General features: G+C 29.4%; 24 protein-coding genes. 3 read left to right on the top strand and 21 right to left on the bottom strand.

Translation table 11 applies throughout. The annotated features are described in order from the left end of the window. Positions 1-6: 6 nt before the first annotated feature. From LQE93_RS07490 to pta, 8 genes are all read right to left on the bottom strand, one after another. Positions 7-1,041: an elongator complex protein 3 gene (locus LQE93_RS07490; protein WP_055263285.1), complete on the bottom strand. Its 1,035-nt coding sequence runs from the start codon at positions 1,039-1,041 to the stop codon at positions 7-9. Then, complete coding sequence (gene rnc, locus LQE93_RS07495; RefSeq protein WP_186837563.1) at positions 1,034-1,732, bottom strand: ribonuclease III; 699 nt, start codon at positions 1,730-1,732, stop codon at positions 1,034-1,036. The genes LQE93_RS07490 and rnc overlap by 8 nt, the downstream gene beginning before the upstream one ends. Positions 1,733-1,844: 112 nt before the next feature. Beyond that, positions 1,845-2,075: an acyl carrier protein gene (acpP, locus tag LQE93_RS07500; RefSeq protein WP_032118133.1), complete on the bottom strand. Its 231-nt coding sequence runs from the start codon at positions 2,073-2,075 to the stop codon at positions 1,845-1,847. A 76-nt stretch (positions 2,076-2,151) separates the two neighbouring features. Beyond that, positions 2,152-3,150 (bottom strand): phosphate acyltransferase PlsX, encoded by a 999-nt coding sequence (gene plsX, locus LQE93_RS07505; protein ID WP_055263281.1) that lies wholly within the window; start codon positions 3,148-3,150, stop codon positions 2,152-2,154. A 57-nt stretch (positions 3,151-3,207) separates the two neighbouring features. Continuing rightward, positions 3,208-3,393, bottom strand: coding sequence for a 50S ribosomal protein L32 (rpmF, locus tag LQE93_RS07510; RefSeq protein ID WP_005213472.1), 186 nt, complete (start codon positions 3,391-3,393; stop codon positions 3,208-3,210). Between the two features lie 12 nt (positions 3,394-3,405). Further along, positions 3,406-3,906, bottom strand: coding sequence for a YceD family protein (locus LQE93_RS07515; protein WP_055263279.1), 501 nt, complete (start codon positions 3,904-3,906; stop codon positions 3,406-3,408). Positions 3,907-4,074: 168 nt separating this feature from the next. Further along, positions 4,075-5,274, bottom strand: a complete 1,200-nt coding sequence (locus LQE93_RS07520) for an acetate kinase (RefSeq protein WP_055263277.1) — start codon at positions 5,272-5,274, stop codon at positions 4,075-4,077. 21 nt (positions 5,275-5,295) lie between these two features. Continuing rightward, positions 5,296-6,300, bottom strand: a complete 1,005-nt coding sequence (gene pta, locus LQE93_RS07525; protein WP_055263275.1) for a phosphate acetyltransferase — start codon at positions 6,298-6,300, stop codon at positions 5,296-5,298. 216 nt (positions 6,301-6,516) lie between these two features. Between pta and LQE93_RS07530 the strand changes: the two genes are divergently transcribed. Next, positions 6,517-7,722 carry a nucleotidyltransferase gene (locus tag LQE93_RS07530; protein WP_055263273.1) on the top strand — a complete coding sequence of 402 codons (1,206 nt, stop codon included), beginning with the start codon at positions 6,517-6,519 and terminating at the stop codon, positions 7,720-7,722. Between the two features lie 51 nt (positions 7,723-7,773). Continuing rightward, a complete protein-coding gene (gene ylbJ / locus LQE93_RS07535) occupies positions 7,774-8,949 on the top strand; it encodes a sporulation integral membrane protein YlbJ (protein WP_055263271.1) in 1,176 nt (391 codons plus the stop codon). Here ylbJ and LQE93_RS07540 read toward each other — a convergent pair. From LQE93_RS07540 to LQE93_RS07565, 6 genes are all read right to left on the bottom strand, one after another. Then, on the bottom strand, positions 8,935-9,471 hold the full coding sequence (locus LQE93_RS07540; protein ID WP_055263269.1) for a hypothetical protein: 537 nt from the start codon (positions 9,469-9,471) through the stop codon (positions 8,935-8,937). The two genes, ylbJ and LQE93_RS07540, sit on opposite strands and share 15 nt — an antisense overlap. Before the next feature lies 1 nt (position 9,472). Further along, positions 9,473-9,964 (bottom strand): pantetheine-phosphate adenylyltransferase, encoded by a 492-nt coding sequence (coaD, locus tag LQE93_RS07545; RefSeq protein ID WP_055263267.1) that lies wholly within the window; start codon positions 9,962-9,964, stop codon positions 9,473-9,475. A 12-nt stretch (positions 9,965-9,976) separates the two neighbouring features. Further along, complete coding sequence (gene rsmD, locus LQE93_RS07550) at positions 9,977-10,531, bottom strand: 16S rRNA (guanine(966)-N(2))-methyltransferase RsmD (protein ID WP_055263265.1); 555 nt, start codon at positions 10,529-10,531, stop codon at positions 9,977-9,979. Between the two features lie 139 nt (positions 10,532-10,670). Further along, a complete protein-coding gene (gene recG, locus LQE93_RS07555) occupies positions 10,671-12,701 on the bottom strand; it encodes an ATP-dependent DNA helicase RecG (RefSeq protein WP_231072884.1) in 2,031 nt (676 codons plus the stop codon). Between the two features lie 79 nt (positions 12,702-12,780). Further along, positions 12,781-14,421: a DAK2 domain-containing protein gene (locus LQE93_RS07560; RefSeq protein WP_055263261.1), complete on the bottom strand. Its 1,641-nt coding sequence runs from the start codon at positions 14,419-14,421 to the stop codon at positions 12,781-12,783. 11 nt (positions 14,422-14,432) lie between these two features. Beyond that, positions 14,433-14,783 (bottom strand): Asp23/Gls24 family envelope stress response protein, encoded by a 351-nt coding sequence (locus tag LQE93_RS07565; RefSeq protein ID WP_055263259.1) that lies wholly within the window; start codon positions 14,781-14,783, stop codon positions 14,433-14,435. 217 nt (positions 14,784-15,000) lie between these two features. Between LQE93_RS07565 and rpmB the strand changes: the two genes are divergently transcribed. After that, complete coding sequence (gene rpmB, locus LQE93_RS07570; RefSeq protein ID WP_005213497.1) at positions 15,001-15,192, top strand: 50S ribosomal protein L28; 192 nt, start codon at positions 15,001-15,003, stop codon at positions 15,190-15,192. A gap of 276 nt (positions 15,193-15,468) precedes the next feature. Here rpmB and LQE93_RS07575 read toward each other — a convergent pair whose 3' ends face one another. The 7 genes from LQE93_RS07575 to rsmB form a co-directional block, all read right to left on the bottom strand. Beyond that, entirely contained in the window at positions 15,469-16,107 is a 639-nt protein-coding gene (locus LQE93_RS07575; RefSeq protein WP_055263257.1) for a thiamine diphosphokinase, read from the bottom strand. A gap of 1 nt (position 16,108) precedes the next feature. Beyond that, the gene (rpe, locus tag LQE93_RS07580) at positions 16,109-16,756 is read right to left on the bottom strand and encodes a ribulose-phosphate 3-epimerase (protein WP_055263255.1); all 648 of its coding nucleotides are present in this window, start codon (positions 16,754-16,756) and stop codon (positions 16,109-16,111) included. Then, entirely contained in the window at positions 16,756-17,619 is an 864-nt protein-coding gene (rsgA, locus tag LQE93_RS07585; protein WP_055263253.1) for a ribosome small subunit-dependent GTPase A, read from the bottom strand. Before rsgA ends, rpe begins: the two co-directional genes overlap by 1 nt. 183 nt (positions 17,620-17,802) lie before the next feature. Then, complete coding sequence (gene pknB, locus LQE93_RS07590; RefSeq protein WP_231072886.1) at positions 17,803-19,818, bottom strand: Stk1 family PASTA domain-containing Ser/Thr kinase; 2,016 nt, start codon at positions 19,816-19,818, stop codon at positions 17,803-17,805. A gap of 2 nt (positions 19,819-19,820) precedes the next feature. Next, on the bottom strand, positions 19,821-20,531 hold the full coding sequence (locus LQE93_RS07595) for a Stp1/IreP family PP2C-type Ser/Thr phosphatase (RefSeq protein ID WP_231072888.1): 711 nt from the start codon (positions 20,529-20,531) through the stop codon (positions 19,821-19,823). A 17-nt stretch (positions 20,532-20,548) separates the two neighbouring features. Further along, positions 20,549-21,580, bottom strand: a complete 1,032-nt coding sequence (gene rlmN / locus LQE93_RS07600; protein ID WP_055263247.1) for a 23S rRNA (adenine(2503)-C(2))-methyltransferase RlmN — start codon at positions 21,578-21,580, stop codon at positions 20,549-20,551. 11 nt (positions 21,581-21,591) lie between these two features. Beyond that, positions 21,592-22,908, bottom strand: a complete 1,317-nt coding sequence (gene rsmB, locus LQE93_RS07605; RefSeq protein ID WP_231072890.1) for a 16S rRNA (cytosine(967)-C(5))-methyltransferase RsmB — start codon at positions 22,906-22,908, stop codon at positions 21,592-21,594. Positions 22,909-22,915 lie beyond the last annotated feature (7 nt).

Here is a 22,915-nt window from a genome sequence, read left to right on the forward strand (position 1 = left end):
ACTATACTAAATTTTAAACTCTTCTTTCTTTTCGATTACAGTTAATCTAATTCTATTTCTTTTAACTTTATTTTCAACTTTAACAAAAACTTTTCCACTTCTATTATTAGTGAATTCTTTAAAATATTCCTTTTTATTTGTATATAGCTTACTTACATCTTTAGGATTAATTTCTATAATAATATCCTTATCACAAGGCGCTTTCTCTTTTAAGCTACTACATATTAAATTTCCTTCAACAAGTTCTCTAAATGCTGGATGGAAAGGTCCATCGATAATATCTTGCCCCCATGTTATAGATTCTGTTGGTTGAAGTCCTATTCTTATCACTTTAATTTTAGCTTCTTTATAAAGCTTTAACATCTCAGTAGATATATCTACTGCTTCTTTCAAGGAATATGGTATATACTCTCCTCTTTCATACATCTTCTCCATCGGAGTATCTTTGATTATAAGTGCTGGATATATTCTACATATATCAGGCTTCATACTAATAGAAGCTTTTGTTGTATATATATCCTTCTCAAAAGTATCTCCTGGTAATCCTGGCATAATTTGATGACCTAATGTAAAATTATACTCTTTTATAAGTATAGATGCTTCTTTTACTTGTTCTGCAGTATGTCCTCTACCAGCTTTTATTAGAACTTCATCATCTAAAGATTGAACTCCAAGTTCAATAATATCAACTTTATATTCTTTTAAATAATCTAAGATGTATCTATTTATAGCATCTGGTCTAGTTGATAGTCTTATATTATGAATTAAACCTCTATTTTTATATTCTAACGCTACACTTAGTAATTCTTTTTGCTTTTGTACCGGTATTGCTGTAAATGTTCCTCCAAAAAAAGAAACTTCTAAAGTTGCTCCTTTTGCATCTATAGTTTCTAAGTAATCATCTATTGTTTTTCTAACATCACTTTCTGTAACTTCATCCTCAACAACTCTAGCTATTCTATCTTGATTACAAAATACACATTGATGTGGACAGCCTTGATGAGATATAAAAACAGGTATAATATAGTAGTTCTTACTCATTTATATCCTCCAAAATCTTTAGAGCTGACTTAGCTGCATTTTGTTCCGATTCCTTTTTGCTATAACCTTCGCCTTTACTAAACTCTTTATTATCTATTATTAATTGAGTAAAGAATTTTCTTCTATGAGGTGGTCCCTCATGTTTAATTAATTCATATACTATAGATATTTCACCATTTCTTTGCAATAGTTCTTGAAGTTTAGTTTTATAATCTAATATTATGTCATTATTAATTGCTCTTTTAATTATTTTTTCAAATCTACCTAAAATATAATCTTTAGTAAATTCTAACCCCTTATCTAGGTATATTGCAGCAATTAAAGCTTCTACAGCATCAGCTATAAGAGATACTCTCTCTCTTCCTCCTGTAAGCTCTTCACCTTTACTCATTCTTAAAAAATATCCTAAATTCAGTTCTCTTCCAATTTCATACAGTGAATTTTCACAAACTATTAAACTACGAATCTTTGTTAATTCACCTTCAGTTTTCTCCTTATAATTTAGAAATAGATATTCAGTAATACATAATTGTAAAATAGAATCACCTAAAAATTCTAATCTTTCATTGTATGCTTCATCTCTATGTTGATTAGCATATGAAGAATGTGTCAATGCAGTCATTAATAAACTCGGTTCATTAAATTTTATCCCTACTACATCCTCCACTTCTTTTTGATAAAAGTTATTCATCTTGTACAGCTCCTTACAAGTATATTCTTCAACTTGCTTCTATTTCTAAACAAATTCAAGAATAGACTAATTTTGTTTTAAACATTAAATCCCGCAATATTGCGGGATTTAATTATTCCTCACCATGTTCTTTCATAAACTTAACTATATCAGCCACAGTTACGAAAGTTTCAGCTTCTTCATCTGGAATTTCCATCTCTAATTCATCTTCTAAAGCCATAATAAGTTCAACTATATCTAATGAATCTGCATTTAAATCTTCAATAAAAGCAGATTCCATTGTGATTTCTTCTTCATCGATACCTAATTTTTCAGATATTATTGATCTAATCTTTTCAAACATATTCTCACCTCCTAAATTCACCCACTTAGATAATATTATATATTAAGTTACTCGTCAATATTAAAAGCAATATAAATTACTTGTTTTCTAAACCTTCTTTTATCTTATCTAGTACCTTACTATCATAAAAATTCTTTGTTTGTCTTATTGCACTTTTGAAAGCTTTAGCATCAGAACTTCCATGAGCTTTTATACATATACCATCTACACCTAAAAATGGTGCTCCACCATATTCTTTATAATCAAACTTCTTTTTAATATTTGAAAAAACAGGCTTTAATAAAACTGCTCCAATTTTTGATTTTATTCCTGTTGATAAAATCTCTTCTTTAATTATATTTAAAAGATTTGATGCAGTACCTTCATACATTTTCAATACTGTATTACCTACAAATCCGTCACATACTAAAACTTGAGTGTCTCCATCTGAAATATATCTAGGTTCTACGTTACCTACAAAGTTTAATCCATCCTCTTGCTCTAATAAACTATAAGTAGCTTTAGTTAATTCGTTTCCTTTTTCAGCTTCAGCACCTATATTTACAAGTCCTACCTTAGGATTATTATTTCCCATAACACCCTTATAATACTCTTTTCCCATATACGCAAAATTAATTAAATGCTCTGGCTTACAATCAACATTAGCACCACAATCAACTATCATAAATGGCCCATTTTTTCCTGGCATTATTGGCGCAAGTGCTGGTCTCTTTATTCCTTTAATTCTACCTACGACAAAAGTACATCCAGCTAAGAAAGCTCCTGTACTTCCTGCAGAGATAACAGCATCACATTCTTTATCTTTAACAAGGTTTAAAGCTTTACAAATGCTTGAATCCTTTTTCTTTCTGATAGCCATAACTGGATGCTCATTATTAGTTATAACTTCAGTAGCATTTACTATCTTTATTCTATCTCCAATATAATTACACTTTTGTAACTCTTCTTTAATCTGTTCTTCTGGTCCTGTTATGAAAAATTCTATATCCTTAAATTCTTCTGTAGCCTTTACAACACCTTCTACTACAGCCTTAGGTGCATGATCTCCACCCATACCATCTATAGCTATTTTCATTTGGTTCACCCCTTTATTTCTTTATATATAAAAGAAAAGAAAGTCATATGACTTTCTTTATTCTTCAGTTGAAGCAACAACTTCTTTACCTTTGTAGAATCCACAGTTCTTACAAACTCTGTGAGCCATCTTCATTTCGTGGCATTGTGGACATTCAACTATTCCTGGTAAGCTTAACTTAAAAGTTTGAGCTCTTCTAGAATCTCTTTTTGCTCTATATGTCTTTCTCGCTGGATTTCCCATTATTACACCTCCTTATTCCCCAAACAACTCTTTGAGCTTTGCTAGCCTAATATCGACATCATAATTGTTACAACTACATTTGTCAACATTTAAATTGGCTCCACAATTGGAACAAAGACCCTTACAGTCTTCAGCGCAAAGTCTCTTGATAGGTAAGGTTGAAATAATACTATTTTCAACAATTAGGGATAAATCTAAAGTATCCCCTTCTACAAATATAATCCCTTCTTCATCTTGAAGTTCTTTATTATTTGTAAACCTTTCTTCTATATCAATATCTATTGGATAGATAAAGGTATCTAAGCACCTTGAACAATTAAGTTCTAATTCTGTCTTGATAGTGGCTTCTAATTCAAGAACATCATTTCTTGATACTATTTGTCCCTCTACCTTAACAGGTTTGATTGCTTTAATGATTTCTCCTTCAAACTTTATAGGTTCTAAATCAAGTGAGAAATCAACCGCTTTCTTTCTTCCATCTTTGACAAGTAAATCTAAAAATTGTACTTCCATAATTATAAGCTCTGGATTTTACTCCTCATATCTTAAAGAAGATATATTATACATTACGTATAGCTTGAGCAAAGCACCATTTTCACTCCTTAGGCTTTAATTTACCCATTTCAAACACAATTTATTATATCTACGCCGACATTAAAAGTCAAGCTATTTATATAATAATTACTTTGATATTAATTCTAAAGTATCTCTTGCAATCATTAACTCTTCGTTAGTTGGAATTATAAATGCTTTAACAGTAGAATCTGCTGTAGATATTTCTCTTACTTTTCCTCTAACTTTATTTGCTTCTGTATCACATTTAACACCTAAGAATTCTAATCCTTTAAGTATTTCTTCTCTTGTTTCTGGTCCATTTTCACCAACACCAGCTGTGAATACTATAGCATCAACTCCACCCATAGCAGCAGCGTATGCACCTATAGTAGTTCTTACTTTGTAGTGGAATATATCTAAAGCTAATTGAGCTCTGTGAACTTTTTCTTTATAAGCAGCATCTTCAATATCTCTAAAGTCTGAGCTTATTCCTGAAATTCCTAATACTCCTGATTTTTTATTTAATAAATCTGTAACTTCATCAGCAGTTAATCCTTCTTCTTTCATTAAGAAAGTAACTATAGCTGGGTCTATACTACCTGATCTAGTACCCATTGCTAAACCTTCAAGTGGTGTGAATCCCATAGAAGTTTCAACTGATTCTCCATTTTTAACTGCACATACACTTGATCCATTTCCTAAATGACAAGTTATAATCTTAAGATCTTTTATATCTCTACCCATAACTTCTGCAACTTTTTGAGAAACGTATTTATGAGAAGTTCCGTGGAATCCATATTTTCTAATTCCGTGCTTTTCATATAATTCATATGGTAAAGCATATAGGTAAGCTTCTTCTGGCATTGTTCCGTGGAAAGCAGTATCAAAAACAGCTACCATTGGAGTGTTTGGCATTAATTCTTCACAAGCCTTGATACCTATCATATTAGCTGGATTATGTAATGGAGCTAACTTAAAGCATTCTTCAATATAGTTTTTAACTTCATCGTTTATAACAACTGACTTGTTGTATTTTTCTCCACCGTGAACAACTCTATGTCCTACAGCATTGATTTCTTCCATAGATGAAATAACTCCGTTGTTTTCATCTACTAAAGCTGCTAAAACTAATCTTATAGCATCTTTATGATCTTTCATAGCTTCTTTAACTATATATTTTTCTCTTCCTTCAACTTTTTGAGTTAAAACAGAACCTTCGATTCCTATTCTTTCAACTAATCCTTGAGCTAAAGATTCTTCTGTAGCCATATCGATTAATTGATATTTTAATGATGAGCTTCCGCAATTAATTACTAATACTTTCATTTATAAACACCTCTTAATATATTACTTATTTTGAGCTTGAGCCTGAACAGCTGTTAGCACAACTACATTAACTATATCTTCTGAGCTACATCCTCTTGATAAGTCATTTATTGGTTTAGCAAAACCTTGACACATAGGTCCTATAGCTTCAGCACCAGCAAATCTTTGAACTAATTTATATCCAATATTTCCTGATTGTAAATCTGGGAACACTAATACATTTGCTCTTCCAGCAACTTTGCTATTTGGAGCTTTTTGAGCAGCAACTTTTCCAACTATAGCTGCATCTAATTGCATTTCTCCATCGATCATTAAATCTGGTCTTAATTCTTTTGCAAGTTCAGTAGCTTTTCTTACCTTTTCAACTAGCTCATGATCAGCACTTCCCATAGTTGAGAATGATAACATCGCAACTCTTGGTTCTACCTTACATAAATTTTTAGCAGTATCTGCAGTAGCTATAGCTATTGCTGCTAATTGTTCATATGTAGGATTTGGATTAACAGCACAATCTGCAAATAATAACATACCATTTTCTCCATATGGTGAATCTGGTACCATCATTATGAAGAAGCTTGATACAACTGATACCCCTGGAGTTGTCTTGATGATTTGAAGACCTGGTCTTAAAAGATCTCCTGTAGTGTGTATAGCACCTGATACCATACCATCAGCATCATCTAACTTAACCATCATAGTACCAAAATATAGTGGATCTCTCACTATTTTTTCAGCTTTCTCCATTGTCATACCTTTATTTTTTCTTATTTCATAAAAGGCTTTTACATACTCATCAATCTTTTCATAACTGTTAGGATCAATTATTTCAACACCAGATAAATCAACATTAAGCTCTTTAGCCATATTCATTATATTTTCTTGATTACCAATTAGTATTGGATAAGCTAACCCTTGGTTCTTAATTTCTTCAGTAGCAATTATAGTTCTTTGCTCTTCACCTTCTGGTAAAACTATTCTTTGCTTATTTGCTTTTGCAGCTTCGAATAATTTATTCATAAGTTCCATTTTAATTTCTCCTTTCGTAGTCACAAGGACGAATCATTCATTATCTAATATACTCCTATATAGCTATATTTTTCAATAGAAATTTACTTTAAATATTTAATTCTTTATATTATTAATTTTCTGAATATTATGTATTATATCATTTTACTATAACTTATTTTACTTTTTTTATCTTATGTTATAATGATTTTATATTTCCCTAAAAGGAGCGCTAATATGAATATTACAGGTATAATTACAGAATATAATCCATTTCATAACGGTCATTTATATCATATTACCGAGGCAAAGAAAGCTACAAACTGTGATGGAATAGTATGTATAATGAGCGGAAATTTTGTACAAAGAGGTGGTCCAGCGATAATCGATAAATGGAAAAGAACCGAAATGGCTCTAGAAAACGGAGTAGATTTGGTACTAGAGTTACCGACTTTTTACGCAGTTTCTTCTGCTGAAATTTTCGCTAGAGGTGCTGTCTCTATTTTAAATTCTCTAGGAGTCGTAGATAATCTTTACTTTGGTTCTGAATGCGGAGACGTGGATTCACTTTATAAAATTGCTAAAATTTTAACTACAAATAATGACTCTTTTAACAATATGTTAAAAAACAATCTTAAAGAAGGAATTTCTTTTGCTAAAGCTAGAGAAAAATCACTAATAGATTTTTCAAAGGATGATTCTATTAAAGATGTTATTTCATCTTCAAATAATATATTAGGAATAGAATATATTAAAGCTATTCTATTAGAAAAAAGCAAAATAAAACCATATACTTTAAAACGTGAAGGCAGCAATTACAATGAAACTAATATAGAAAGTACTTTCTCTTCTGCTACATCTATTAGAAAAGCACTTTCTGATAATGAATACTCTATTAACACTTTGAGTTCAGTAATGCCAGAACCATCATATAATATTTTAAAATCCCTAAAAAACGATGGATACACTTTTTCTTTTGATGAAGATTTATATAAATTTTTAAGATATAAAATCTCAACTAATTGCGTAAATTTTAACAATCTTTATGAAGCATCAGAAGGTTTAGATAAGAAAATATTAAAAGAAGTTATAGACAGCACTTCTTATGATGATTTAATTCTTAGAGTAAAAAGCAAAAGATATACTTACACAAAAATTTCAAGATTACTTACTCAAATCTTTATCGGCTTTGATAATTATAACTTTGATAAAAACACTATAAGTCAATATAATTTTGGACGAATTTTAGGGTTTAATTCAAAAGGAAGAGAAATTTTATCTTCAATAAAAAAGACCTCTTCTATACCTTTGATTACAAAAGTTCCTAAACACCCTAATAATCCATTATTGGAATTAGATATTTTAGCAACAAAAGCTTATTCTATTCTTAACCCAAATTTAAATCCAAAATCAGATTATTTAAAAAATCCGATAATAAAATAATAATATTATAAAGTCATAAGCATATAAATACTATAGATGGGAGGAGTTTCTATGCATAGTATTATATTCTTATGGCTTTCAATTTTTATTCTTATATTTGTATTACTAAAACTTCTTAATATAAATAAGAATTATTTTGTAAGCTTTTTAATTTCATTTTGTATTATTTTATTTGTATTAAATCTGAAAGATTGTATAAACGCTTCTTTAGTCGGTTTAAATTTAGTTATAAAAACTATATTACCAACTATATTTCCTTTTTCTTTTATATGTAATCTTTTAATTTGTTATGATGGGATATCATTATATTCAAAAATCCTTGGACCTTTATTATGTAGACCTTTAAAACTTTCAAAGAATTCTTCATTTCCTATAGCAGCAAGTGTGCTATGCGGTTATCCATTAGGTTGTAAGTATTGTTGCGATTTATACAATTTAGGATATATTAATAAGAAAGAATTCGAAAGATTATTAAATATAGCATCAAATGCTAGTCCTATGTTTTTAATAGGTTCTGTAGGAGCTACCATGTTTGGAAATACCAAATTAGGCTTTATACTTTTAATAGCTAACTATCTTTCTCCACTAATCATTGGAATTATTACTATTCCTAAAGGAGATTTTAATAAAAATTCAAAGGTTATGCATTCCGAATTCAAAAAAGTATCTATAGGCTCTGCTTTAAAAACTTCTATTGAAAACAGTGTAAACACAACATTACAAGTTGGTGCGTTCGTTATCATTTTTTCAATTATTATAAGCATAATAAAAAGTAATGCTTATATAAGCATTACTTTTAAAAATATAGAAGATTTTTTAAATATACCTTCATCTTCTTTATATGGAACTTTACTAGGTAGCATCGAATTCACTAACGGTTGTAAGCTTATCAGTTCATCTACATTACCGTTAATATTAAAGCTATCTATAATAAGTTTTATTTGTTCTTTTTCCGGATTATCTGTTATAGCACAAATAAGTTCTTTTATTGGAGACTTAAATATTTCATTATTTAAATACTCATTTTTAAAATTTATTCAAGGAATAATAAGTTTTATAATTACATTTATAGCATGTATCTTTTTTGTAAAAGATACCCCAGTATCAACTTTTCCAATTCAAACTTTTTATATAGATAATAAAATACTTCTTATTATCTACTGTATATTGATATTATCACTTATATGTACTTTTATAAGATATAAAAAGAATTTACATGTTTCTTAATTCAGCAATATTTTCTTTTATAATCTTACCAGTATCACTTAATTTTTCATCAATTTCTTTAGCAGCTTTTTCAAAGGATTCTTGCATTGCTGTTATAAGTTCAATCTTTTTATTTTCAACCTCTTTATCAAGTTCTAAAAGAATTTCATTAGAATATTCTCTTGAACCTACTCTAATAGCTTTGGCATCTCTTTGTGCTAAAGCTATTATTTCATTTGCACGAATTTTAGCTTCTTTAACTAAATCATGATTTTCAACTTTCTCTTTCATAAGTTGAGCACTTTCTCTTCTTGCAATCTCAAATTCCTTTTGAGCTTCTGAAAGTATTCTATCTTTTTCATTCATTACCCATTCAGCTTTTTTTAGTTGATCTGGTAAATAATTAATAACTTGGTCTATAACTTCCTTAAATTCTTTTTTATCAACCATAACCTTGCCAGTAATAGGCATTTTTGCAGAACTATCTAACATCTCTTGTAAATATTCTAACAAATCAATAATATTCAATTCTAGCTTATTCAAGCTACTCCCCCCCTAAATCTCTTATCTTATTATACACTTCTGTAATTATCTCATCAGGCACTAACCCACTTATGTTCCCACCAAACTTAGCTACCTGTTTTACAGATGATGAACTTAAATAAGAATACTCTGATGAAGTCATCATAAATAAGGTCTCAATATTCGGATCTAATTGAGAGTTCATAAGAGCCATTTGAAATTCATATTCAAAATCCGAAACCGCTCTTAACCCTTTTAAAATAACTTTAGCTTCATACTTCCTTGCTAAATCAACTAAAAGTCCATTAAAACATATAACTTCAACATTTGGCAAATGCATAGTTACTTTCTTTATTAACTCAACTCTCTCCTCTATACTAAATAAACCTTTTTTATCTATATTCACTAGTACTCCTACTATAAGTTTATCATATATTTTGGAGCCTCTAGTTATAATATCTAAATGCCCATTTGTAATTGGATCAAAGCTACCTGGATAAATTGCTACTTTCATTTTCTTTCTTTTTTACTCCTCAATTTTATATAAACATATTGTTGTATTACCATATTTTCTACTTTTAAATAAAGCTATATTATCATTTCCTTCATATATTTCCTCAATAGAATCAATTTTAGTTACTATAATTCCATCTTCATTTAATAACTTTCTATCATGAATTATCTTCATTGCCTCTGGTATCATTTCTCTACAATATGGTGGATCTATAAAAATAACATCAAAAACTTTATTTTTATCAGCTAGATACTTTAAAGCTTCATACGAATCTTTATTCAATGCATAACATGTATCCTCAAACTTAAGATTTTCAATATTCTGTTTCAATAAAGAAAATGCATCTTTGCTTCTATCTACCAAATAAACTTCTTTAGCACCTCTACTTGCAGCTTCTAATCCTAAACTCCCTGTTCCTGCAAAAACATCCACTACTACAGCATCTGGAATATGATTTTGTATTATGCTAAACATAGATTCCTTTACTCTATCTAGAGTAGGTCTTGTTTCCATCGTTGCTGGAGGTATTAATTTACGTCCTCTTGCTTTTCCTGCTATAATTCTCACTGTAATTCCTCCTTTTTTTTAACATTTTAATTCTATCATATAATTTTCCACTTAACAATTTATTTATTTAATCAAACACCTTCTCGTAACGTCTATTGTACGAGCTCGATTATCTCTAAATTAAAATTTGAACTCTGCTTTAATTAAAGCAGATATACTGACTCCATCTATCAAGTGATTCAGCTATCTCATTGCAAAGTCGTATCTTTTCTGGATCAGTTGAATTTAATAATTGCTTACCCTCTTCTCTTGCGCACCTTAAAATCGCTAAATCCTCATATATATTAGCTAATATTAATCCTTCATCACCACTTTGTCTCATCCCAAACATTTCACCTGATCCTCTTAACTTCAAATCTTGTTCTGATATATAGAATCCATCAGTTGATGAAGTCATGATTTCCATTCTTTTTTTAGTTACTTCACTTTTAGCTTTACCGATTAAAATGCAATAAGATTCATACTGCCCTCTTCCAACTCTTCCTCTTAATTGATGTAGCTGAGCTAAACCAAACCTCTCAGCATTTTCAATTATCATAACCGAAGCATTAGGAACATTTACTCCTACTTCAATTACTGTAGTTGAAATAATCACCTTTGTCTCATTTTTCTTAAATCTATTTATTATATCGTCTTTTTCCTTAGGCTTCATTTTACCATGCAAAATCTCAACTTCTACATTTCTAAAAATTCCTTCCTTTAGTTCTCTATATAACTTTTCAACAGAATTAAGCTCCATCTTTTCATCTTCTTCAATTAACGGACATACAATATACACTTGTCGCCCTTTATTAATTTCATCCATAACTAAAGAATAACCAGCATCCCTATCATTTTCTAAGAAGAATTTTGTTTCAACTGGTTTTCTTCCAGGTGGTAACTTATCAATAACCGATATATCTAAGTCAGAGTACACATATAAAGCCAAGGTTCTAGGTATAGGGGTAGCAGTCATAACTAATACATCAGGTCTTCTCCCTTTATTAATAAGTTTATTTCGTTGCTCAACTCCAAATCTATGCTGCTCATCTGTTATTGCTAGACCTAAATTTGCAAAATCTACATCTTCTTGAATTAATGCATGCGTTCCTATTACTATCATAGGAGTATCTGTTGCTATAAGTTCTTTTATTCTCTTTTTTTCCTTTAGCGATGTACTACCAGTTAAAAGTTCTATATGTACATTAAATGGTTCTAATAACTTTCTCGCTTCCAAATAATGTTGGTTAGCTAATATCTCTGTAGGCACCATCAAAGTAGCCTGATACCCATTTTTTACAACATTAAACATTGCTATAATAGCTACTACAGTTTTACCACTTCCAACATCTCCTTGTACAAGTCTATTCATAGGAAATGGGCTTTTTTGATCTCTAAGTATTTCTCTAACTACTCTTGTTTGAGCTTCAGTAAGACTATATGGGAGAGATTCTTTAAGATCTGTTAACTCCTTTGCCCATTCAAATTTTATTCCATTTTTACTCTTTAGCTTTCTTTTTAATATAAGCAACTTCATAGAATAATTAAATAACTCTTGAAATTTTAATCTTGTTATAGCTTTTTCTAATGCTTCTCTACCTGAAGGAAAATGAATATTTCTTATAGCAAAATCTAAATCAGTAAGCTTATACTTTTCTATTAACTCTTTAGGAAGATTATCTTCAATTTTCAAATCCTCTATACATTGATTTATAAGCTTTATTAAAATTTTATCTGTCATATCTCCTTTCAAGCTATATTTTGGTACAATTTCATTTTCTTTAGCAACTTTTACTCCAACAATAGGATTAACTATTTCTAACCTATTGCCTATCTTTTTATATTTCCCCAACAAATCATAACTTTCTCCAACTTTAAATGAGTTTTTTATAAATCTTTGATTAAACCATTTTCCATCTACAATATGCCCTAAATAATCAAATTTTATAGTAGTTATAAATTTTCCTGTTCTCGTCTTTACATCTCTTTCTATACTAGTACACTTACAAGTCAAAACCTGCTTTTCTTTTTCATCAATTTCATCAATTGATATATTACTTCTTAAGAACTCATAATCTCTAGGAAAATATAAAAGCAAATCTAAAATAGTAAAAATTCCACATTTATTAAGCTTCTCTTTAAGCTTTGGCCCCACACCTTTTAAACTTCCTATATCTTTAGTAACATCCATAAATACACCTCATCCCAAATTAAGTATATTTTAATAATTATACGCAAAAAGGCTGTGCATTTGCAACAGCCTTTTATTATTATTCTACTGACATTATGAAGTAATATAAAGGTTGATCTCCTTTATAGCATTGTACATCGAAGTCTTCATATTTCTCTTCTAATTCAGCTACAAAATCTTCTATTTTACTTTCTTCAACATCACTACCATAGAAAATAGTTATAAGTTCACTTTCATCATCTATCATAGACTCAAGTATTTCTTTAGCAACTTCAAAATAGTCATCTCCAACTTTTTTGATTTTACCTTCCACTAAACCTAACATATTTCCTTCTTTTATTTCGATACCATCCATTTCAGTATCTCTTACAGCATATGTTACAGAGCCTGTCTTAACCATATCAAGAGCTTCCATCATATTTGCTTCATTTACTTCTGCATCTTCCTCTGGATTAAACATAGTTATACAAGTTATACCTTGTGGAATACTCTTAGTAGGTATTACTCTAACATCTTTATCCGCTATTTCAGCTGCTTGATTTGCTGCCATTATTATATTTTTATTATTTGGAAGTATGAATATATGCTCAGCATTTAACTTTGAAATACACTCCATCATATCTTGAGTAGATGGATTCATTGTTTGACCACCTTCAATAACATAATCAACACCTAAATCTTTAAGAACACTAGTGATTCCACTTCCCATTGCAACAGATACAAAAGCATACTTCTTCTTTTCTACTTCTTCAGTTTCTTCAAGCTTATCTGCTAATAGTTCTTCTTTCTCAAGCATTTCTCTATGCTCTTCTCTCATGTTATCTATTTTAATTTTAGATAATTCACCTACTGCTACTGCTTTTTCTAAAACTAGTCCTGGATTATTAGTATGAATATGTACTTTTATTACATCATCATATCCAACTACTATCATAGAGTCACCTAATGGCTCAATTTCATCTTGGAATGCTTTAGCTTTCTTAGCATCACCTAATATAATAAATTCTGTACAGTATCCAAACTTAATATCTACATCATTAGCAGATCCAGCTCCAGCACCTGACATATTTGCATCTTTTACAACTACATCTTTTATTTCAGCTTTTATATCATCCTTAAGGGCATCATACATTCCTTGTAAAATTATATATAATCCCATACCACCTGAATCAACTACTTTAGCCTTCTTTAAAGCTGGTAAAAGATCTGGAGTCTTATCAAGCATTACCTTTGATGCATCAACAACAACTTTTAATAACTCTACCACATCTTGTTTTTCTTCTTTTACAGCTGCTTCAGCTGCTGCTCTTATAACTGAAAGAATAGTTCCTTCTGTAGGACGCATTACTGCTTTATACGCAGCTTTGCTCCCTTCTAAAAATGCTAACGCAAGTTCAGTAGAGTCTACATCATTTTTTCCTTCTAATCCTTTAGATATTCCTCTAAGAATTTGTGATAAAATAACACCTGAGTTTCCTCTAGCACCCATTAGGGCACCTTTAGCTAACTTTTTAGAAGTTTCTCCTATAGATTCTGAGTTTAAATTTTCAATTTCTTTAACTGCAGCCTTAAATGTCATAGACATGTTAGTTCCTGTATCTCCATCTGGAACTGGGAAAACATTTAAAGCATTTACAAAATCGCTTTCCTCTACAAGTCTATTGCTAGCATTAACAACCATATTATAAAAATCATGGCCGTTTATTCTTTCATATTTCATTATGTTACCTCCTAGACTCTAACCGCTTGAACGTTTACTGTTACTGAAGCCACACTTAATCCAGTATAATTTTCAACGCTATAACGAACCTTTTGTATTATATTATTTGCTATAACAGAAATCTTAGTTCCGTATTCAACCATAACAAATAATTCTATTTCTAATTTATCATCATCATTAAATTTTAATTTTACACCTTTACTTAAGTTTTCAACTCTTATAAGTTCCCAAAATCCTTCTGTAGCATTTTTAGAAACCATTCCAACAACGCCATAGCACTCCATAGTAGATAAACCTACTATTTTAGCAAGTACTTCCTCAGAGTAACGTATATTTCCAAGATTGTTTACATATCCAACCATATAGAATCCTCCTTATAATTATCCTTATAAAATATTGTATATTAGTTAACCTATTAATTCAAGTAAAATTATCCTTATATAGGTTTTCATAAAAAATATTATTAGTATATTTCTATTTTTTTTTATTTTCGCTTGCAAATTGTATATATTTTATGATAGAATCTATTTTGTCCTATTGAAGAGAATTTATCTTCACATAATAAGGAGGTGTTTTCAAGTGGCAAGAAGATGCGAAGTTTGTAACAAAGGTGTTGTATCTGGAACTCAATACTCACACTCACATCGTCAATCTAAGAGAACTTGGGCTCCTAACATAAAGAGAGTAAAGGCTTTAGTTAACGGAACACCAAAAACTGTTCATGTATGTACAAGATGCCTTAGATCTGGTAAGGTTGAAAGAGCAATATAAGTTCAAATAAAAAATGCAATTGATTAACTCAATTGCATTTTTTATTTTTTAATTTTATAGGTATCATTATATCCCTATGTAATTATTTTTTTCTTGTAAAAAACTTAATAATAGATGATAAAAACTTCGGTAATTTTATTGCTATTATCTTCATTAGAATCCCTCCTAAAAAAAATCACCTTTCCTACATATTCATATTATGCATTAGTAAGGAATTAGGTGATTAATTTTTAAGAAATTTTAAAATAAATATTATTTTATTTTTAGACAATTTATTTAATCATTAGAGTAAATTACTAAAAGTTTACCTGACTTAAATTCTACTTCTATATTTTCATCTATAAATTCATTAGACACTGTCATAGTATCTCCTATAAAAAGATCATAATTTTTTAAATTATATTTTGCATTTCTTATAGTTAGCCCTTTTACTACATCTCCATAAGATAAAAATGATATGTACTTGTATCTTATATCTTTATTTAAAGAAACACTATTTCTAACGATAAATATTTTATTATTTTCATTTATAATGGTAGCCTTAACATTTTTATTCAACGCGCTAATTAGTAATCCTAAATTTCCAAAGGTATGATCTAATCTACTACCTGTAACCCCTAATAATATTATATCATTAGCACCTTCTTCTATTGCTAAATTTAGTGCACTATCTGAATCAGTAAAATCTTTTTCCGGGTTAAATTCTAACTTTATAGCTCCATATTCTTTTAAATAATTGACTTTTTTAATATTAGCAGAATCAAAATCTCCTACTATATATTTAGGTATTATTTTTGAATCATATAAAGAATCACAACCTTTATCAGCACCAATAATTAGCTCTGATTCAGCCGCTATTTCTTTTAACAGCTCTATAGATGGTCTTTCTCCTCCTGAAACTATTAAAGCCTTCATACTATCTTCCTCTTAATAATGAAATATTCTTTTCTATCTCTCCATTTTTAAACACTGCTGAACCTGCTACAATAACGTTTGCTCCTGCTTCAATAACATCTAAAACATTAGAAGGGTCAATTCCTCCATCAACTTGAATAAGCAAATCTTTATTAACCTTTTCACTCATAGCTTTAACTTCTTTTATTTTATCTATAGAATATTTTATAAACTTCTGCCCACCAAATCCAGGATTTACAGACATTATAAGCACCATATCTAATTCACTTATTATATCCTTTAAAACAGTTGTAGGTGTTCCTGGATTAAGCGCTACAGCAGCCTTAACACCTTTAGATTTAATATACTGTATAGCTCTATCTATATGCTTCTCTGCTTCATAATGTATAGTGATTAAATCTGCTCCTGCTGCTATAAAGTCATCAATATATTTTGATGGTTCTTCAATCATTAAATGAACATCAAAAACTTTATCTGTTCTATTTCTTATAGCTTTTATTATTGGCATACCAAAACTTATGTTTGGAACAAATCTTCCATCCATGACATCAATATGAATGAAATCAGCTCCAGCATTATGAAGTTTCTCTATATCCTCTCCTAATTTCGAAAAATCTGCTGATAATATTGACGGTGCAATCTTTATCATTAATATTTCCTCCCATCCATTTTCTCTTCTAATGTTCTTATATAAAAATCATATCTATATTTGTTAATTTTGCCTTCTTCAACTGCTTTTTTTACTGCACAGTTAGGTTCTTTATAATGAAGACACCCTCTAAATTTACACAAATTATTATACTCTTCAAATTCCGGAAAACTATATCTTAAATCTTCTTTTTCAATAAAGTTTACTTCTAACGTTGAAAATCCTGGAGTATCTACTATATATCCACCAACTACATCTATTAATTCACTATGCCTTGTTGTATGTTTACCTCTTCCTATCTTTTCTGATACTTCCCCTGTTTCCATATGGAACTTTTGAGTTAATGTATTAATTAGTGTTGATTTACCAGCCCCTGACGGCCCACATAAAACTGTTTCATTATTATCTAACTTCTCTCTAAGCTTTTCTACTCCAATTCCCTTTTTTGCATTTATGTATAATACTTCATAGCCTATATCTACTATTCTTTGCCTTATAGCTTCTTTCTCTTCTTCTGAAACTAAATCTACCTTATTTAAACATACTACTGCTTTAATATTATTATGTTCGCATAAAATCAAAAACCTATTTAATAAATCAAAATTTATATCTGGATTTTTGACAGCAAAAACAACAAAGGCCTGAGTTACATTTGCAACAGTAGGTCTAATCAATTGAGATTTCCTCTCAAATATATCTTCAATTACCCCTTTACCATTACTAACTTCTATTTCTACATCATCTCCAACCATAGGTTTCATATCTTTATGTCTAAATTTCCCTCTGGCTTTACATTCAATAAGTCCTTCTGATGTTTTTACATAGTAAAAACCACCAATTCCCTTAATTATTTTTCCTTTCATATTTCCTCCAAAGAATTTGTTCTCTTATTATAATAAACACCTTTTAATAAAAAATGCAATATATTTAAGCTATTACCTATAAATATAATAAGAATACCCCTTTTATAGAAGCAATTTTATCTATGAAACTTCTACTATAAAGGGGTATTCATTATATAAATTAGTCTAATACCATTTAGTATTTTAATTTGATCCTTCGTTATTTGGCGATTGATTTTCTGAAGGTTGATTTTCTGAAGATTGACTTTCTGGAGATGTATCCGTAGGTAATGATTCTATCTTTTCTACTTGTATTTTAACAAGTTCACCATCTTTTATGCTTGGTGTAAATCCTACCACCTTATATTGGTTAGTTTCTGCTGCTGGAGGCATTCCTCCATCTACGCTATACTTAATATTATTAGAATCTAATACAACAATTGCATCTGATAGTAGCATTCCTTCTGATATAAATTGATTTATATCTGTTGTAGGTTCAACGTATTTTCCTACATAAAGATCAATAGATGTTCCCTCTTTAACTTCAATATCTTTAACAGGTTGATCTATTACTTTTCCATCTTCATTTTGTCTATCTGTTTCTTGTTCAATAATATTAACTATAAACTTTTGATTTTCTAAATCTGATTTTGCATCATTAACATTATATCCAATATAGTTTTTAACTTTAACTAATTTAACCTCAGGGCCCTTACTTATAGTTACATAAATAGTATCACCTTTAGGTATTTCAGTTCCAGCCTTAGGATCTTGACTGACATAATATCCTTTTTCAACATCATCATTAAATTCATAATTTAATTCATATTTAAACCCTTTAGAATCTAAATATTGCTTTATTACATTTTCTTCATAATCTCTTAAATTTGGTACAACAACTTTTTCTAATCCACCTGAAACAACAACTTTAATAATTGATCCTTTATCTATCATTGCATCAGCTAACGGATTACTACTTAAAATTTCACCATCTGGTTTATCACTATTTTCTGTTTTCTCTACCTCAAGTTTTAAACCTAATGCTTCAATTTCTTTTTTTGCTTCATCGAAATTCTTACCTACTATATTAGGAACTTTAATTTGTTCAACTTTATTTCCACTAAGAAATATAGTTGTAAAGATTCCTACTAGTAATAAAAGAACTACTATTATTCCACCAACTATTAATCCTTTACCTTTTTTCTTATTTTTCTTCTTAAAATAATCATCATCAAAATCTTCTTCATCTTTTTCATAATCTTCATTATCTATTCGATTTTGGTGTTGGCTTACTTTATCAACTTTTTTAGGTTTTGAATTAACATCAGCCTTAATAGGACTCATCACAATAGTTCTTCCACCATCATTTTCAGAAGGTGGTTGTATTCCTACCATAGGATTTTCTTTTATTCTTTGTAAGTCACTAATCATTTCTTTTGCAGTTTGATATCTTAAAATAGGATCCTTGCTAATAGCTTTAAGAATAAAATTATTTAAACTTTCTGGTATTGCATCATTTAACTTTTTAGGCTCGATTGGATCTTGCTGTATATGCTTTAAAGCAATAGTAACTGGTGATTCTCCATCAAAAGGAAGCTTAGCTGTTACCATTTCATATAATACTATCCCTAAAGAATATAAATCTGTTCTATAATCTATAAATGTACCTTTAGCTTGTTCTGGAGATAAATAGTGAGCTGATCCCATAATTGTTGTTGTATTTGTAATAGTAGAAGATGTTGCACTTTTTGCAATTCCGAAATCTGTTACTTTAACATCACCATGCTCAGTTATTAGTATATTTTGTGGTTTTACATCTCTATGAATAATTCCATTTCTGTGAGCACAGTCTAAAGCTTTAGCTACTTGAATTGCAATTGTACTTGCTGTAGACCAACTAATCTTTCCATTTGATAATATTATCTCTTTTAATGTTTTTCCTTCAACTAATTCCATTACAAAATAGTCTATATTATCTTCATCTTCATGTCCTACATCTAATACATTAACTATATTCATATCAGATAAATTAGCTATAGCTGTAGCTTCTTTTTTAAACTTCTCAGATATATCTTTATTATCAGCAAATTCTTTTTTCAGAATTTTTACTGCTACTAGCCTATTAAGCTTTTTATCTCTAGCCTTGTAAACTACAGCCATACCACCTTCACCTATTACTTCTAATAACTCATATCTATCCCCTAATATCATCCCGATCATTTCTACACCTCTCCTCCAAACAGCAAGACAGTAATATTATCTCTTCCCCCTTGTTCTTTTGCTAAAGAAACCAGATCATTAGTAGCCTGATCTAAATCTTTACTATTAGTAATAATATTAAAAATTTCTTCTTTAGATACTTCATTAATTAATCCATCTGAACAAAGTAAAAAGACTTTAAACTTATTCTTTTCAATTTTAAATATATCTACTACTACATCTTTCGAAGTACCTAATGCTCTTGTTATTATGTTCTTCTTAGGATGATTTCTACCTTCCTCTTCTGTCAAAGATCCTGAATCTATAAGTTCTTGTACCAACGAGTGATCTTTCGTTAATTTAATTATTCCTTTTTCATTCAAACCAAAACAGCAACTATCTCCAACATTTGCAATCTCAATTATATTATCTCTTACAAGACAAGCGGTTAATGTTGTTCCCATGCCACCATAACTCTTTTCTTTTATTGAAAGATCATATATTTTTCTATTGGCATATAAAATAGCTTCTTCTAAAGAGTGTTCTAATAAGTCCTGCTTATTTATATATTCAATTACTGATTCCACAGCCATTTTACTTGCTACTTCTCCAGCATTATGGCCTCCCATTCCATCAGCTACAACATAAATCTTATAGTTATTTCCTTCATAAAAATCAGCATAGTCTTCATTTAAATTTCTAACTATACCTTTATCACTCTTCATACTAACCATACAATAACCCCTTCCTTTTACTTAGCAGACTCTATGTAACTCTTTCTTAACTGTCCACAAGCAGCATTTATGTCTGCACCCATTTCCCTTCTTACAGTAACTTCAATACCATTATTCTTTAATATCTCTTCAAATTCCTCTATAACCTTTTTAGATGGTCTTTTTAGCGTATTTTCTTTTATCTCATTTACAGGAATTAAATTAACATGACATAACATACCTTTTAAAATTCTTCCTAGCGATCTAGCATCTTCTTTACTATCATTTACTCCTGAAACTAATGAGTATTCAAAAGTAATTCTTCTTCCTGTTTTTTCTATGTAATATCTACAGGAATCTAAAATTTCAGATATAGTATACTTATTTGCTATAGGCATTATTTCTTTTCTCTTCTCATCGCTAAATGCATGTAATGAAATCGCTAATGTTATGCTCATCTCTTTATCTGCTAATTCAATTATTTTAGGTACTATACCACATGTAGATAAAGTAATATGTCTTTGGCCAATATTTAATCCATAATCAGCATTTACTAGTTTAAGGAACTTCATAACATTATCAAAATTATCTAGAGGTTCCCCACTTCCCATAAGTACTATATTTGAAATTCTATCACCACATACTTTTTTACCTATAATAACTTGTGCTAAAATCTCTCCACAAGTTAAATCCCTAACACGCCCACCTAAGGTAGAAGCACAGAACTTACATCCCATTCTGCACCCTACTTGTGTTGAAATACATATTGAATTCCCATGTTTATATTGCATTATTACTGATTCTATTATGTTTCCATCTCTAAATCTTAAAAGCATTTTTTTAGTTCCATCTAAAGAAGACTCATATACTTCTTCAATTTTAGGTATTCCTATATAAAAGTTATCTTTTAGTTTATGCTTTAAAGAATTAGGAATATTCTTCATATCATCATAATCCCATACTTCATTGTATATCCATGAAAAAACTTGCTTTGCTCTAAAAGCACTTTCCCCATTTTCCTTCATCCAATTTTGTAATTCTTCTAATGTGAAATCTAATAAATTTTCCATAGGTTCACCTACTACTTTTTCTTAAGCTTTGCTACAAAGAATCCATCCATATATTGATTTGGTAATATTGTTAAAGAACCATTATCATTATATATAAAGTTTTCCATATTACCTAAGAATATTTTCTCTATTTCTGCATCTTTATATTTATTTAAGAACCAATTTATATTATCTTCATTTTCTTCTTTATTAAGAGTACATGTAGAATATACTAAAGTTCCTCCACTCTTTAAATAATGCCATGCATTATCCATTATTTCTCTTTGAACTGGAACTAATTCTTTAAGTGAATTTCTTGTTTTATTCCACTTTATTTCTGGTTTCTTTCTTATTATACCAATACCTGAACATGGTACGTCTATTAAAACAGAGTCAGCAGATGCTATTAATTTACTATTTAACTTTGTTGCATCCATAACATCTACAGTTACATTGTTTAATCCTAATCTCTCAACATTTTCAGTAATTAGTGATAACTTATTTTCATGTAAATCAAAAGCTAAAACTTTTCCTGTATTATTTAATAACTCTGCTATATGAGTTGTTTTTCCTCCAGGAGCAGCACATAAGTCTAAAACTGTATCCCCTTCTTTTACATCTAATAATGGCGCTACAATCATCGCACTTTCGTCTTGAACAGTTATATATCCTTCTACAAATAAAGGATTATTCTCAACTGACTTTCCTCCTGAAATTATTATAGCTTCAGGACAAGCATATCCTTCTTCTATGTTATATTCCATTTCTTCAAGTTTGTCATAAACTTCATCATAATCAGCCTTATTATTATTTACTCTTACAGTAACCTTTGGAGTTTGATTTAATCCAGCAAGTATCTTTTTACCGTAATTTTCACCATATTGCTTATATATCATTCTTATGAACCAATCTTCATATGAATAGATATACGCTAATTCATTAACTTTTCCACTTTTAACCTCTATATCATCTGGATTTTTAGTGTAACTTCTTAATATTCCATTAACTAATTTAGCATCTTTTTCAGATATCTTTTTAGCTAGTTCAACGGCTTCATTACATGCAGCGAACTCTGGAACCTTATCTAAGAAATGCATTTGATATATTGCAATTCTTAATATATTTAATACTTCTCTATCCATTTCATTTATATCTCTTATAAAATTTGAAATTATAGTATCTAAAGTATTTTTTCTTCTTAATGTTCCATAAACAAGTTCTGTTACTAAAGCCTTATCTTTATCACATAAATCAGACTGATTTAGTTCTTTAGAAAGAACTAAATTTGAATAAGCTCCTTCATTTAATACTCTATTTACTACATTTAATGCTATTTCTCTACTATTCATACTTTAC

The organism is Clostridium sp. NSJ-145 (assembly GCF_021044725.1).
In the GTDB taxonomy this organism is placed as follows: Bacteria; Bacillota; Clostridia; order Clostridiales; family Clostridiaceae; genus Clostridium; species Clostridium disporicum_B.